The sequence below is a fragment of the Nocardiopsis sp. LDBS1602 genome (genome assembly GCF_035818715.1).
Classification (GTDB): Bacteria; Actinomycetota; Actinomycetes; order Streptosporangiales; family Streptosporangiaceae; genus Nocardiopsis; species Nocardiopsis alba.
On sequence record NZ_JAYLVW010000002.1, the window covers coordinates 182,791 to 197,525 of the forward strand.

12 protein-coding genes are annotated in these 14,735 nt (G+C 69.7%); 6 read left to right on the forward strand and 6 right to left on the reverse strand.

What is annotated here, in order from left to right; translation table 11 throughout:
- Positions 1-4 precede the first annotated feature (4 nt).
- Both U9J66_RS08920 and U9J66_RS08925 read right to left on the reverse strand, forming a co-directional pair.
- The gene (locus tag U9J66_RS08920) at positions 5-1,300 is read right to left on the reverse strand and encodes a nucleotide disphospho-sugar-binding domain-containing protein (RefSeq protein WP_161110753.1); all 1,296 of its coding nucleotides are present in this window, start codon (positions 1,298-1,300) and stop codon (positions 5-7) included.
- Between the two features lie 120 nt (positions 1,301-1,420).
- A complete protein-coding gene (locus U9J66_RS08925; RefSeq protein ID WP_442789851.1) occupies positions 1,421-2,422 on the reverse strand; it encodes an LLM class flavin-dependent oxidoreductase in 1,002 nt (333 codons plus the stop codon).
- A gap of 230 nt (positions 2,423-2,652) precedes the next feature.
- Here U9J66_RS08925 and mftF point away from each other — a divergent pair, with 230 nt between their 5' ends.
- Complete coding sequence (gene mftF / locus U9J66_RS08930) at positions 2,653-4,095, forward strand: mycofactocin biosynthesis glycosyltransferase MftF (RefSeq protein ID WP_326337475.1); 1,443 nt, start codon at positions 2,653-2,655, stop codon at positions 4,093-4,095.
- Positions 4,096-4,970: 875 nt separating this feature from the next.
- Here the strand turns inward: mftF and rfbH are convergent.
- From rfbH to U9J66_RS08945, 3 genes are all read right to left on the reverse strand, one after another.
- Entirely contained in the window at positions 4,971-6,293 is a 1,323-nt protein-coding gene (rfbH, locus tag U9J66_RS08935) for a lipopolysaccharide biosynthesis protein RfbH (RefSeq protein WP_014908459.1), read from the reverse strand.
- Between the two features lie 104 nt (positions 6,294-6,397).
- A complete protein-coding gene (locus U9J66_RS08940; RefSeq protein ID WP_017533173.1) occupies positions 6,398-6,979 on the reverse strand; it encodes a dTDP-4-dehydrorhamnose 3,5-epimerase family protein in 582 nt (193 codons plus the stop codon).
- A gap of 70 nt (positions 6,980-7,049) precedes the next feature.
- Positions 7,050-8,072, reverse strand: a complete 1,023-nt coding sequence (locus tag U9J66_RS08945) for an NAD-dependent epimerase/dehydratase family protein (protein ID WP_042286017.1) — start codon at positions 8,070-8,072, stop codon at positions 7,050-7,052.
- Positions 8,073-8,398: 326 nt separating this feature from the next.
- On the opposite strand from U9J66_RS08945, the gene U9J66_RS08950 reads away from it, so the two are divergent.
- The 3 genes from U9J66_RS08950 to U9J66_RS08960 are packed head-to-tail and all read left to right on the forward strand — an operon-like array spanning position 8,399 to position 11,170.
- A complete protein-coding gene (locus U9J66_RS08950) occupies positions 8,399-8,869 on the forward strand; it encodes a hypothetical protein (protein WP_326337477.1) in 471 nt (156 codons plus the stop codon).
- Positions 8,870-8,895: 26 nt separating this feature from the next.
- Entirely contained in the window at positions 8,896-9,855 is a 960-nt protein-coding gene (locus tag U9J66_RS08955) for a daunorubicin resistance protein DrrA family ABC transporter ATP-binding protein (protein ID WP_014909297.1), read from the forward strand.
- A gap of 46 nt (positions 9,856-9,901) precedes the next feature.
- The gene (locus U9J66_RS08960) at positions 9,902-11,170 is read left to right on the forward strand and encodes an activator-dependent family glycosyltransferase (protein WP_326337480.1); all 1,269 of its coding nucleotides are present in this window, start codon (positions 9,902-9,904) and stop codon (positions 11,168-11,170) included.
- A gap of 30 nt (positions 11,171-11,200) precedes the next feature.
- Here the strand turns inward: U9J66_RS08960 and U9J66_RS08965 are convergent, their stop codons facing one another.
- On the reverse strand, positions 11,201-12,454 hold the full coding sequence (locus tag U9J66_RS08965) for a nucleotide disphospho-sugar-binding domain-containing protein (RefSeq protein ID WP_326337482.1): 1,254 nt from the start codon (positions 12,452-12,454) through the stop codon (positions 11,201-11,203).
- 276 nt (positions 12,455-12,730) lie between these two features.
- Here U9J66_RS08965 and U9J66_RS08970 point away from each other — a divergent pair, with 276 nt between their 5' ends.
- Together U9J66_RS08970 and rfbB are read left to right on the forward strand one after the other, a co-directional pair.
- Positions 12,731-13,630, forward strand: coding sequence for a sugar nucleotidyltransferase (locus tag U9J66_RS08970; RefSeq protein ID WP_014908547.1), 900 nt, complete (start codon positions 12,731-12,733; stop codon positions 13,628-13,630).
- Positions 13,631-13,632: 2 nt separating this feature from the next.
- A complete protein-coding gene (gene rfbB / locus U9J66_RS08975) occupies positions 13,633-14,628 on the forward strand; it encodes a dTDP-glucose 4,6-dehydratase (protein WP_017533179.1) in 996 nt (331 codons plus the stop codon).
- Positions 14,629-14,735: the final 107 nt, after the last annotated feature.

Consider the following 14,735-nt stretch of genomic DNA (forward strand, 5'->3'; position numbering starts at 1 on the left):
GTCCTCACGTCGCGCGGTGTCGTAGGGCGAGCTCTTCGAACACGGGGACCATCTCGGCCGGGAGGGGACGGGTCCGTGTCTCCTCGGACAGCCGTCGGGCCTCCTCCTGGAAACCCGGCTCGTCCAGCAGCCTGATCAGGCCGCGTCGAACACTCGCGGCGGGCGACTCGGGCGCGCTCACGATCCCGGCGCCCTGACCGGCGAGCAGCTCGGCCCGCAACAACGAGTCGAAGTGCATCCAGGGTCTGAGCGGCAGTTGGGGGACGCCCTCATGGAGCGCGTTGCCGAAGACATTGAAACCGCCGGTGTGGATCACCGCCGAACACGTGGGCAGCAGCTCGTGGAGGGGGACGAAGTCCACGAGAACGGCGTTGTCCGGAGCGTCGACCGAGCCCCGCCACGGGCCGGCCCCCGCGACCACGACCTCCACGGGGAGGTCGGCCAACACGTTCAGGATCTCCTGGAGCTCCTCGGGGGTGGCCGAGGGGAAGAGGGGCTGGCGCGCCGAGGTGGTGCTGAGCACGAGGCACACCCGTGGCCCGCGCGGCCTCTCCCGGAAGCGGCGGGGGAGGACGGCGCGTCCGCTGTAGGGGACATAGCGCATCCTCAGGGGGTCGGGTCCGCCCTGGAGCCGTGCCCAGTCCGGTAGCAGGTCGACGGTGAAGTGCCCCAGGGAGAGGGTCTCGGAGAAGGGGACCCCGTAGCGCGACGCCCACGTGCCCAGCCAGTGGCCCAGGGGATCGTCGTCCTCTTCCGGGACGTCCGAAGCTCCGAGGTTCCGAGCGTCGTCGGCCCGGTGGACGTCCAGGAACCGGTTCCTCAGCCAGCCGTAGTAGTCCTGCCCGGGAAGGAAACGCGCGTGGGCCGCCCCCGCGGCCTCCGCCGCGATCGGCGCGGCGGGGAACATCGGGTCCCAGAGCACGAGGTCCGGTCGCCAGGAGCGGCAGAAGGCGGTGAGGTCGGTGATCGTGGGGCCATGGATCACGTCCGCGGACTTGACCTGTCCCTCGACGAGTTTCAGGAGCAGCTCCCGGGTGTGCTCTCCCTCGATGTACTCACGTTTGATGACGAAGCGGTCCCGCCCGGCGGTGCCCGAGGCCTCCTTGCGTCGCATCAACTCCCACCCCCGATAGGGCTCGCCCACGGGGACGAAGGGCAGACCCGCCGCCGCGGCGTGGGGAGCGGACTCCGGATGGCCCGCCACGTGGACCGTGTGTCCCGCGGAGCGCAGCGCCCAGGCCGTCGGCACCATGAAGAGCAGGTGGGATTGGAGCGGAAAGTTCGCGAAGAGCACGCGCATGTCGTTCCCCGGGGTCGGTGGTCGTTCATAGGGCCGGTCGTCCGAGACGGTGGACGGTGCCCGGTTCGGGCATTCGGCTGTAACGCCGGCGGGACAACGGTCGGCCCCCCGGCGGCGTGCTCACCCCGTGAGCATCGCGTCGGCCACCAGCCGCAGCGCGACCTCCCGGGCCCGGGCGCTTCCCGTGTGGAACTCGATCATGAGCTCGTCGGCGCCCGCGTGTTCCGCGAACCACCTCAGGTAGCGGGCGGTCTCCTCCGCGGCACCGATGGCGGAGTAGGTGTAGCGCTGAAGGAACCGTCGCCCGAGCGGTGAATCGAAGGCCGCGCGGGTCTCCTCGGCGTTCGAACGACCCGACGACAGGGCCGGGGAGAGACGTCGCCGGGCGGCCCATACCTCCTCCTGCGCCTGAGCCCCGGTCTCCGCGGCGGTGACGTTGACACCGGCGATGAACCACGGCTCGGCGCACTGCGGGGAGGGACGGAACTCGGAGCGGTAGACGCGCGAAGCCTCCTCCAACGGGTCGGGCGTGAAGTGCGAGGCGAAACAGAAGGGCAGGCCCGAGGAGGCGGCCGTCCGGGCCGCGGCGACCGATGAACCCAGCAGGTACAGGGGGACGCGGGTGCCCGTACCGGGGAAGGCCCGTACGGACTCCTCCCCGTCGTCGTCCGGGGAGTCCCACAGATGGCCCCGCAGTTCGGCGAGGTCCTCCTCGTAGGAGTCGGTGCGGTCGGTGCTTCTGCGCAGTGCGCGGGAGGTGTGCGCGGGCCCGCCCACCCCGCGCCCCACACCCAGATCGATCCGGTCCGGGTGCAGCGTCGCGAGGGTGCCGAAGTGCTCGGCGACCACGAGGGGGGAGTGGTTCGGCAGCATCACGCCCCCGGCGCCCAACCTGATGCGCTCGGTCCGGCAGGCCGCGTGGGCGATGAGGACGCTGGTCGCGGAACCCGCGTAACAGCCCTGATTGTGGTGTTCGGTGTACCAGAGCCTGTGGTAGCCGAGCCTCTCGGCGTCGCGGGCCAGCTCGATCCCCGATTCGACCGACTCCGCGAGGGTCGCGCCGGCGAAGATCGGGAGGGGGTCCACCAGGGACAGGGGGACGGGCAAGGCGGTCTCCTTCATCGGTGCTGCGGTCCGCTCCGCACGGGGATGGTTATCGTAGGTCCGCCCGCGCGCCGCTCCCTCCGGCCGTCGGCCTCGGGCCGGTGGCCACCACGGTGAGGGCGCCCCCGCGTCCAGGAGAGGACCGACCGATGACCAGTCCCCCCGATGGTGAAGTGCGAGCGGACGCGTCGGGAGGGGGCCGAAGCGTCGGAACGGTGGTCCCCAGGACCGGATCCACCCCTGTCCCCATGGGTTTCGGCATCGTGCCGGCCGACGGGACGGTGGTCCGCCCCGGTGGCCGGGCCGTCGTCGGTGGTGACCCCCCGGGTGTCCTTCACCTCTCCTCCGATGAGGCCGAGGCCCTGGCCGGACTCTGGGACGGGCGGGTGGAGACCGTCGAACAGGGCCTCGTGGCCCGTCGCCTGATCAACGCCGGCTGCGCCCATCCCCGGCCCCCCGCGCCCCCCGAGCGGTCGCGGACCGCCGTGGTCATCCCGGTCTTCGGCCGTGTCGACGACCTGGATCGGCTCCTTCGTGCGCTCGGCGATCCCGGGAACGTCGGGGCGATCGACGAGGTGGTCGTGGTCGACGACGTCTCCCCGGACCCCGAGGCCGTCGCCGAGATCGCCGCCCGCCATGGTGCGACGCTGGTCGTCCGGTCCGAGAACGGGGGGCCCGCCGCCTCCCGTAACTCCGGGTTCGCGGCGTGCGCCGGGAAGGTCGACTTCGTGGCCTTCGTCGACACCGACTGTGTGCCCGGACCGGGGTGGCTGCCACCTCTGCTCGCCCACTTCGCCGACCCCGAGGTCGGCGCGGTCGCTCCGCGGATCCTGCCCGTCGCGACCGGGGATCCGCTGCTCGCCGCGTACTCGGTCTCCCGTTTCCCCATGGACATGGGGGAGACGGAGGCCCTGGTGAGGACGGGTACGCGTATCGGTGTCCTGCCCACCTGCACGATGGTCGTGCGGTGCTCGGCCGTGGACGGGGTTCCCTTCGACGGGGGCCTGCGTTGCGGCGAGGACGTGGACGCCGTGTGGCGTCTGGTCGACGCGGGCTGGAGCGTGCGCTACGCCCCCGACGTCCGGGTGAGCCACACCGAACCGGTGTCGTGGCGCACCTACATGTCGCGCAGGTTCCATTACGGGAGGGCCTCCGGACCGCTCGCGGTGCGGCATCCGGACCGGATCTCCGCCGTCATGCTGAGGCCGGGCCCCACCGCCGCCGCCTTGGCCCTGCCGGCCCTTTCCCCCGCGGCGGCCGGAGCGGTGCTGGGCGCCGCGGTGCTGGGGCTGTCGGATCGACTGCGTCGCGAGGGCGTGCCCGAGTCCGTCGCGGAGGTGGTGACCGCGAAACCGGTCGGCGCGGCCATGATCGGCATGGGGCGCGCCCTGATCCGTCTGGGGTTCCCGGTCCTGCCCCTGGTACTGGTCGGGCGTGCCGGTCGGGGACGGAGGCTCGCCGTGCTGGGGGCTCTGGCCGTCGCTCCGGCGCTACGTGACTGGCTGGCCCTCCGACCCCCCGTCGATCCGGTGCGTTGGACATTGGTGGGTCTGGCCGACGACCTGATCCATGGAGCCGGAATGTGGTCCGGTGCGATCCGCGAGCGGACCGCCGCGCCGCTCCTGCCGCGTCTGTCGGGGCAGAGGTCCGGTGACGGTGTCCTGATCCGGAGCGGGCGCTCACGCAAGTGAGAAGGCCCCGGAGGTGGCGACGCGATGTCGGTCATCTCCGGGGCCTCGGCCGTGGGCGCCGGTTCCAAGGGGCGTCGACCTTGTCACGCACCCTGGGGTCGGCGGCCTGGACGGCCCTCGGTCCTACAGGGTCTGCGCGACGCTGCAACTACCGATGCTGTAACCGCTGCACATGAGCGGGGTCTCTTCCGAGGCGAGTTCGAGGTCCAATTCCTGGAGCGCGAGGATGTCATTGAGAGTCAAGGCGATATCACCTCCTGTGTAGATGGGTTCGAAAATTCCTGTGTGTCCTACAGGGTCTGCGCGACGCTACAGGTACCGATGCTCAGGCCGCTGCACATGAGCGGGGTCTCTTCCGAGGCGAGTTCGAGCTCCAATTCCTGGAGCGCGAGGATGTCATTGAGATACAAGACGAAGTTCCTTTCAGTGATCACTTGACACGGGGTGAGGAAGATTCGCCCATGATCTTACAGGTCGTGGGCTTGCGACTAAAGAGTCTGGGCGACGCTACAGGTGCCGGCGCTGAGGCTGCTGCACATGAGCGGGGTCTCTTCCGAGGCGAGTTCGAGCTCCAATTCCTGGAGCGCGAGGATGTCGTTCATGGGCATTGTTCTTCGGCTCCTAGAAGTGATGGGACGATTTCTGAAAGGCGAGCGATCGGACTTCTCCGACGCCTGCCGGTACAGCTCGAGGCTCGTCCATTCGAGTGCCTCGGTGTAGAAATTAACCCAAGGCAATCTCGATGGAAACCCGGTTTTGAACACCGATTCGGGGATGGCTTGTTCGGGCAGGTCACAGCGGCCGGTATTCGGCCGGAACCCGGTCGCGGTGGGTCCGGGAGAGCGCGCGGCGCCCCCGCCGGACCCACCCGAGGGTCAACGTGTCCCGCCCGCGTGCTTCTTGACGAACTCGATGATCGAGGAGGCCACGTAGTCGATCATCTCCTCGGTGAGGCCCGGGTAGACGCCGACCCAGAAGGACCGGTCGGTGATGACGTCGCTGTTGGCCAGGGTGCCGGAGATCCGGTGGGGCCGATCGATGTAGGCCGGATGCCGGGTCAGGTTCCCGGCGAACAGCAGACGGGTGCCGATCTTGCGCGCTTCCAGGAAGGACACGAGCGCGGCGCGGTCGAAGGGGGCGTCGGGATCCACGGTCAGAACGAAACCGAACCAGCTGGGCTCACTGCGTTCGGTCGCCTCGGGCAGACGGAGCCACGGAACGTCCTCCAACGCCTCGCGCAGCCGGCTCCAATTGCGGCGTCGGGCCGCCACGAACTCGTCGAGCCTGGTGAGCTGGCTGAGGCCGAGCGCCGCCTGGAGGTCGGTGTTCTTGAGGTTGTAGCCCACGTGGGAGTACGTGTACTTGTGGTCGTAGCCTGCGGGAAGGTTCCCCATCTGGAAGCCGAACCGGCGGAAGCAGGCGTCGCTCTGCCCCGGATCGCACCAGCAGTCGCGCCCCCAGTCGCGCATCGATTCGACGATCCTGGCCAGGGGGAGGTTCGAGGTGAGCACGCACCCGCCTTCTCCCATGGTGAGGTGGTGGGCCGGGTAGAAGCTCACGGTGGACACGTCCCCGAAGGTGCCCGTGAGCCGACCGTCGTAGGTGGACCCGACCGCGTCGCAGTTGTCCTCGATGAAGAAGAGCCCGCGATCCTCGGCGAGCTGCTGGATCTCGGTGGACTCCAGGGGGTTGCCCAGTGAGTGGGCCAGCATGATGGCCCGGGTCCGGGGGCCGATCGCCTGGGCGATCTGATCCACGGTGGTGTTGTAGGTGCCGATCTCGACGTCCACGAACACGGGGACGAGCCCGTTCTGGAGGACCGGGTTCACCGTGGTCGGGAAGCTCGCCGCGGCCGTGATCACCTCGTCGCCGGGGAGCAGCCGCTCGTCCCCCAACAGGTGGGAGGTGAAGGCGGAGAGCGCGAGCAGGTTCGCGGACGATCCGGAGTTGGTCAGGTGCGCCTTGCGCAGACCCAGATAGCGCGCGAACGCCGACTCGAAACGCCTCGAGTGCGGTCCGGCGGCGATCCTCATGTCCAGGGCGGCCTCGACCAGGGCCGCCCTGTCGTCCTCGGTGAGTACGGCGCCGGAGGTCCAGATCTCGGTCTCGCCCGGCACGAACCCGGTGTCCCGGTCCATCTCGCGGTGATAGGCGCGGACACTTTCGAGGATCTGTGCTGGTCGTTCGCTGGTCTCCATCCGACTCCTCCTGAGTGGGGGCGGTCTCGGTGGGCTTCGAGACGGCGGGGCACGGCGGTGTTCACGTCACGGGGCGTCCGGCGGGACGTCCGCCGCGGGTGGTCTCAACGGGTCTCTTCCCACAGGGGCAGGAGTCCCGCGGCGGCGGCCTCCGCGACCCCGTTCGCCCGAGCGTCCTTCTCCGACATCAGGGGTCGTTCGGTGAACCCCCAGGGGAGGGCGAGCTCGGGGTCCAGGGGATCGACGTCGACCTGTGTGCCCTGCACATGGGCGGTGGACAGCACGTAACAGATACAGGTGTCGTCGGCCAGGGAGAGGAACCCGTGGCCCACCCCCGGAGGTACGTAGACCGAGCGTCCCGAGGCCTCGTCCAGCGAGGTGACGTGGTGCTCGCCGAAGGTCGGTGAGCCGATGCGCAGGTCCACCACGATGTCGCGTACGGCGCCGCGTACACACGTCACCAACTTCGCCTGTCCCGGGGGCACGGTCACCGAGTGGACGCCCCGCAGAGTGTTGCGGCGGGAGACGGAGTAGTTGATCTGGTGCGGTCGGAAGGGAGCCTCCCCCGCCGCCTCGACGTCCTCCGTCCGGATGCCCTCGTAGAAGACACCACGCTCGTCGGGTATGCGGGCCGGATCGAAGATGAGCACACCTGGGATGGCGGTCCGCGAGATGTCGGCTGCCACGCTTCTCCTTTCACCCGGGTGCGGTGGTCCGCCGGAGCGGGTTCCATGGACCGAAGACCGCAGAACGCTACTACTCCGCGGCGGTCCGCCGTGCCCGGGAACGGCGTGCCTCCTCCAACAGATCGGACAGGGAGCGCTCCAGATCCCTTCGCGGACGCCACGACAGCAGCTCGCCGGCGGCGCCGATGTCCATCCGTTGCCACCGGGGATCGGAGCGGCCCGTCTCCGAGGCCCGCTCGACGATGTCGAGGGGGGCGCCGCTCAACGCGATCATCCGTTCCACCGCCTGTCGCACGGGTATCGCCCGCCCGCAGCCGACGTTGACGACCCGTCCTCTGACCGAGGCGAGGGGCGCGGTCGCCGCGGCCAGGACCGCCTCCGCGACGTCGCGCACGTCGACGAAGTCCCGTTGCGCGCGCAAGGGGGTCAACCGCAGCCGTGGACGTTCGCCGGAGGTCCGGGCCCGCTCGGCCGCCTCGACCAGGCTGTGGGCGACCGTGCCCAGGAGGCTCTGACGTGGGGCTCCGGGGCCCACCACGTTGCCGATGCGCAGCACGGTCCCGTCCAGTCCCCGGGTACGGACGGCTTCGATGACCGCGAGGGTGGCGCGGAGTTTGGCCGCCGCGTAGGCGCCGACCGGCCGGGTCGGGCCGTCCTCCAGGAAACCGGTCCCGACCTCGCCGGTCCCGTACTCGTGGATGCTGCCCAGGTGGACGAGCCTCGGGGGTTCGGGTGCCGCGGGCAGGGCGTGCGCCAACCGCTCCACGGCCTCGGCGTTGACCGCGAGGAGTTCGCTCGGCTCGCCGCCGTGGGCCCTTCCGGCGGCGTTGATCACGACCCTCGGGGCGTGGTCGTGGACGAGCCGGACGAGTTCGGCCTCGGTCGCGGACGCGAGGTCCATCGGGACCGAGTCGTCGGGCGTACCTCCGGCCGGAGCGTTCCTCGACACGGTGACGACCCGTGCCCCCGCCGAGCGCAGGGCGGCGCACACGTGGCGGCCGAGGAATCCGGTGCCGCCGAACACCAGGACGCGCTCTCCCGACAGGTCGGAGAAGCTCTGCTCGGACGGGTCGTACCGGGGTGCGGTGCCCATGGCCCTCTGGTTCGGATGTCTCGCCGGCGGGACCACCGGGGTGGTCGCACCGGGCCGTGTCGATGTCGGGGGAGAGTGTGCACCGGACGGTCCGGCCGCTCAACCTCGCGGCCTCGATCGGGGCCCGGTCCGGCGTTCGGCCCGGTGCTAGGGTCTGCCTGCTCATCGGCACGGAACGACCCAGACGAGATAGCAGGGGTGTCGGCGTGATACTTCCACACATCCACACGCCCGGAATCGCACTTGAGGCCACTCGGACCAGGACCGGCCGCGAGGTCCACGCCGAGTTCGCGGACCGGGGGGTGCGGGGCATCGATCGACGGGACGTGCTCTCGTCCCCCACGATCTGGCCGAACCGGCGCATGCAGGAGATCTCCGCGCAGTTCTTCGTGCGCGTCGGCGAGGAACGCGCGCTCCTCGGCTACGTCTCGCTGCACGAGTTCAACCCGAACAGCGGGTACGTCAAGTGCGCGGTGACCGTGGACCGGGAGGCCCCGGAGGACGTCCACACCGCGGTGGTCGCCTTGACCGTGAACTACGCGTTCGCCATGTGGAGCATCCGCAAACTCTACTTCTGGACCCCGGAGCCCGAGGTGCGCGGACTGGCCGCGACCGGGGCGGTCCCGGCGAGGGAGGGCACGCTCCCCGAGCACCTGCTGGACGAGGGGACCCTCCGCCCGGTGAACGTGTTCGCCCTCTACCGCGCCCAGTGGGAGGAGACCGGCGTGGCCTTCGTCGAGTCCCTGGTCGCCGGGGCCGGGACCCGGGAGTACCTCGTGGACCGGGGGACCTCGTGAGCGCCCCTTCGGAGGTCGCCCCGGACATGGCCATCTCCACCCGCGGACTGCGCAAGGTCTACGGGGAGATCGAGGCGGTCAAGGGCGTCGACCTGGACGTCGGCCGGGGCGAGATCTTCGGTCTGCTCGGCCCCAACGGTGCCGGGAAGTCCACGATGATCCGGATGTTGTGCACCCTCACCGAGCCCACGGGCGGTACGGCCCTGGTCGCGGGACACGACGTGGTCGCCGCCCAGGAGGAGGTGCGTCGTGGGATCGGTCTCGTGTTCCAGGAACAGACGCTGGACCTCTACCTGACCGGCTGGCAGAACCTGCGTTTCCACGCGGACATCTACGGCGTCCCCAAGGGTGTGGCCGATGAGCGCGTCGACGAGGCGCTGGAGATGGTCGGCCTGGTCGAGCACCAGCACAGGGTCGCCGGGTCCTACTCGGGGGGCATGCGGCGCAGGCTGGAGATCGTCCGTGCGATGTTGCACCGTCCCGCCGTGCTGTTCCTGGACGAGCCCACGGTCAGCCTCGACCCGCAGACGCGCCAGGTGATCTGGGAGGGCATGCGGGAGAACAACCTGCGCGACGGGACCTCGGTCTTCATGACCACGCACTACCTGGAAGAGGCCGAGAACTGCGATCGCATCGCCATTCTGGACCGGGGCGAGATCGTCGCCCAGGGGACGCCTCGCGAGCTGAAGGCCGGTATCGGCAGGGACCGCGTCGAGTTGATCTCCGCCGATGGCGCGGAGCTCGGTAGGGCGCTCCAGGAGGAGTTCGGCGTCACGGCCTCGGTCGAGGGCGACAAGGTCGTGATCCACGTGGCCGAGGGGGAGAGGTTCCTCCCCGAACTGTTCGCGCGGCTGAGCACCGGTATCCGCTCGGTCTCCGTGACACCGCCGTCGTTGGACGACGTGTACCTCGCCTATACGGGGACCGGCTATCGCGTCGATGGTCACCCCGATCCGGAACCCGAACCGAGGCCCGCGAAGGCCTGAGCCGGGGGTGCCCCGGTCGGGGCGCCGAGGGCATGGAGGAGGACGTGTGCGCGTAGTGATCGCCGCGCAGGCCGAGCGGACCCATTTCCTGGGTCTGGTTCCGTTGGCGTGGGCGTTGAGGTCGGCGGGGCACGAGGTGGTGGTGGCGAGCCAGCCGGAGCTGGCCGGTGCGGTCTCCGCCGCCGGGCTGCCCTTCGCCCCGGTCGGACGGGACCACCACTTCGGGCGGATCAGCCGCCGTTTCGCCTCCGGCGGGCTTCCCCTGCTCGACTTCGGTGAGGAGGACGAGAGCAGGCTGACCTGGCGACACCTCAGGGACGGGCACCGGCAGCTGGTCCCCTTCTGGTGGCGGATGGTCAACGAGCCCATGGTCGGCGATCTCGTGGACCTGTGCCGCACTTGGAAACCCGACCTGGTGGTGTGGGAGCCGACGACGTTCGCCGGTGCGGTGGCGGCGCGTGCCTGTGGGGCCGCGCACGTGCGCTTTCTATGGAGCGTCGATCTGTTCGCGCGGATGCGGGGGTTGTTCTTGGGGCGGATGGAGGAGCAGGTCCCCGAGGTCCGTGAGGATCCGTTGGGTGAGTGGTTGTCGGGGTTGGCGGCCCGTTACGGGGTGGAGTTCGACGAGGAGTTGGTGGTGGGTCAGGCCACCATCGATCAGGTCCCGGACGTGTTGCGGATACCGGTCGATGACCGGTTGGGGGTGCGTTATCTGGGGATGCGGTTCGTTCCCTACAACGGTCGCGCGGTGGTGCCGGACTGGCTGCGCCGGCCTGCCGAGGGTCGGCGTCTGTGTTTGACGTTGGGGACCAGCGCCACGGATCGGTTCGGTGGGTACACGTTGCCGTTGGGCGAGGTGTTGGAGGCGTTGGGTCAGGTGGACGCCGAGGTGGTGGCCACCGTCCCGCTCAAGGCCCGCCAGGACCTGGGCACGGTGCCTTCGAACGTGCGGTTGGTGGACTACGTGCCGTTGCACGCTCTGGCCGCGACCAGCACCGCCACCATCAACCACGGAGGGCCGGGAACGGTGTTCACCATGGCGGCGCACGCCGTCCCCCAGGTCATCGTGGGGCGGGCGCGTCTGTTCGACGAACCGGTTCTGGCGCGCCGGATGGCGGAGGCGGGCGCGGCCGTGGCCCCGGAGCCCGAGCGGGTCGATACGCGGACCCTGTACGAGGGGGCCGTCCGGGCACTGGAAGGCGAGTCCCTCACCCGCGGGGCCCTGGCGCTGCGGGAGCGAATGGCCTCACAGCACGACCCCGCAGCGATCGTCGAGTGCCTGGAACGGCACACGATCGAACGGCGGCCCGCCTGAACCCTCGGGCGGACCGCCGTTCGGTCGAACTCAGAGCTCAGAGGGTTCGAACCGTGAGTGCTCGGCGGTCAGTCGCTCGATCCGCTCCACCAGCCGGTCCGGGGTGGGGGCGGCGTCCAACGCCTCGCGCAGTCGTTCCGCGGCCCGGGCCGTCTCCGGGTCCGCCAGCAGCCGGACGGCCTCCTCGGCCACCGAGTCGGACTCCGCCTCGCCGTGGGGCAGGACGGAGCCGGCGCCGAGCGCGGCAAGGCGCTCCGCCGACGCGACCGCGTCGGGAAGTCCCGGATCGGGCAGGACCAGCTGGGGCACCCCGTGCCGGCCCACCTCGCAGAACGTATCGATGCCTCCCGCGTGCACCGCGAGCGAGCAGGTGGGGGCCAAGGCGTGCAGCGCCCCCTGCCCGACGGCCCGGGTGACGCCGGACGGCATCTCCGCGTCCTCGTCCTCCCCTTCGGGGAGCACGAGCACGATCTCGGTGTTCTCGAGTGTTCCGAGTCCGTCCAGTACCCGGCGCAGGGCCTTGTCGTCGGGGTCTCCTCCGGCGGCCCCGGCGGCGCGCCAATCCAGGAGTACCCGCCGAGGGGCGTCCGGGGCCGGGGTCTCTCCCGGCCTGTCGCGCAGCCAGGTGGGGATGGTGGTCTGGCCGCCGTAGTGGATGTGGCGTAGACGTTCGGGACCGTCCTGCGTTCCGTCCAGCACGGTGGCCAGAGGGGTCAGGGAGAAACGGCCTCGTGTCAGTTCCTCGCCGAAACCGACGCCGTGGCGCTCGGCGTGGGGGGCCAGCCACTCCCGCAGCGGATCCTCGCTCCGGTCCGCTTCCGGCTCGGCCCGCCGGGAGAGGAAGTGTTCACGGAGGGCGCCGTGCAGGTCCGGGCTCCACAGGAAACGCGCGTGAGCGGCGCCGCACGCCTCGGCGGCCACGGCGCCGGCGACCGTCGTCGGTTCCCACAGCACCAGGTGCGGAAGCCACTGCCGGCAGAGCAGGACGAGGTCGTCCAGGATCGGTTCGTTGACCGCCCTCAACCGTTCGTCGGCCAGGGTCCTCTGGACCGAGAGCAGGCTCTCCCAGGACAGGTCCGCGATCTCGCCGGGGTCCGGCAGGAGATCGCGTACGCCCGTGGCCGTTCTCGCCGCGTCGGCGGATCCGGGCGCCTCGCCCGAGGTCTCCTCGCCCACCGCGACCACGGTCAGGCCGGTGTCGGCCGCGGCGTCGACCAGTGCGGAGCGGGTGGCCACACGAACCTCGTGGCCCGCCGCCCGCAGGGCCCAACCCAGGGGGACCATGCTGAAAAGACTCGACCGTGAACCGTTGGCCGCTATGAGGACACGCACGCTCTACCAGTTCCCTTTCGATCGTCATCCGGGCGCGGCGCGCGGGGGAGCGCGGCGGTCGCCCGGGGCCCGACCGCCCCGGGGTGGAAGAGGGTCGGGACGCGGGTGTCGAACGGTGAAAATAGCACGGCCCCGCCACCGCGGATAGGTCGGTGATTCGGCCTTGGTCTTCCCTTCCCCATTCTCTTGTACTGTGTCGCCGTCGTTCGACCCCGAACAGGAGCGAACATGAGGGGAATTCTCCTTGCAGGAGGACGAGGAACCCGGCTCCAGCCGGTGACTCGGGCAACGTCCAAGCAGTTGCTTCCGGTCTATGACAAACCGGTGATCTACTATTCACTTTCCGTGCTGATGCAAATCGGTATCCGAGAGATATTGATTGTCTGCGCCCCGGATGCGATGAGCGCATTCCGTGCTCTCCTGGGGGACGGCCGGCACCTGGGGATCGAACTCTCCTACGCGGCCCAGGCCAGGCCCCGAGGGATCGCCGAGGCCCTGGTCATCGGCGAACCCCACATCGCCGGGGGCGACTGCGCCCTGATGCTGGGCGACAACATCTTCCACGGTCCGGGGCTGGGGGAGAGGCTGCGGAAGGCCGCCGCGGACCTCGACGGGTGCGTCCTGTTCGGCAAGGAGGTCGCCGAACCGCGGAGCTTCGGCGTGGCCGGGTTCGACGAGGACGGGGCACTGGTCTCCGTCGAGGAGAAGCCCGAGAACCCCAGGTCGAAACAGGCCGTGACCGGCCTCTACTTCTACGACGATCGGGCCTCCCGGATCGCCGCGGAGCTGAGCCCCTCGCCCCGCGGTGAACTGGAGATCACGGACGTGAACCGTTTCTACGTGGAGGAGCGGAGCGCACACCTCGTTCCGCTCGACGACGACTTCCTCTGGTACGACACCGGGACGGAGGAGTCGTTGTTCGACGCGGGCGCGCACGTACGCCGGTTGACGCACGAACACGGCCTCCGGGTCGGCTGTGTGGAACAGGTGGCCCTGGAAATGGGGTTCATCGACGCGGAGGAGTGTTTCCGTCTGGGACGCGAGATGGGCGACTCGCCTTATGGCCGATACGTGGTAGACGTGGCCCGAAGTCTCGACAGAGAATATCGCGAAGGTGAAGTCCTTTGAGAGTGCTGGTCACCGGCGGAGCCGGATTCATCGGCTCGAATTTCGTCCGACGATTGGTGTCGGGTCACTATCCGGGGTTCGGGGACGTCGAGGTCGTCGTGCTCGACAAACTCACCTATGCCGGAACACGTACGAGTCTCGAATCCGTTCTCGATGACCCGCGGGTCCGGTTCGTGCACGGGGACATCCGCGACGCCGACACGTTGGACGAGGTGCTCTCCGGGGTGTCCGTGGTCGTCCACTGCGCCGCCGAGACCCACGTCGACCGTTCGATCGCGGACGGGTCCGACTTCGTGACGACGAACGTGAACGGGACGTTCACCCTGCTCGATCGGTCGCTCAGGGCGGGTGTGCGCAAGTTCGTCCACGTCTCCACCGACGAGGTGTACGGGGACATCGGCACGGGGGCCTGGGACGAGTCCGACGCGCTGGAGCCCAACTCCCCGTACTCGGCCTCCAAAGGTGCCTCCGACCTGATCGTCAGGGCCTTTCACAAGACCTACGGGCTCCCGGTGAACATCACCCGGTGCTGCAACAACTACGGCCCGTTCCAGTTTCCGGAGAAGCTGCTCCCGCTCTTCATCACCAACCTCCTCGACGGCGAGACGGTCCCTCTCTACGGGGACGGTACGAACGTGCGGGAGTGGATCCACGTGGACGACCACTGCGACGGCATCGCCCTGGTCGCCCTGGAGGGCGCCCCGGGACGGCGGTACAACATCGGTGCCTCCAAGGGCATGACCAACGAGCAGATCACCGGGATGTTGCTGGAGACGATGGGCGCCGATTGGTCCCGCGTGCGCTACGTGGAGGACCGCAAGGGGCACGACCGCAGGTACGCCGTCGACTTCTCCCTGATCCGACGCGAGCTGGGATATCGGCCCAGGATCGACTTCCGTTCCGGGTTGGAGGAGACGGTCCGGTGGTACACCGAACGCCGCGACTGGTGGGAACCGCTCAAGCACCGCATGGCGGTGACCGCCGAGAACGGCGCGTGAACGACCGGAGGGTCGGGGAGCGACCGGGACACCCGTCCCGCCGGCGGGACGAATGCGGCCCCATCATGGGCGTCGTCCGTCCCGAGCACCCGATTCGACATGTGGCA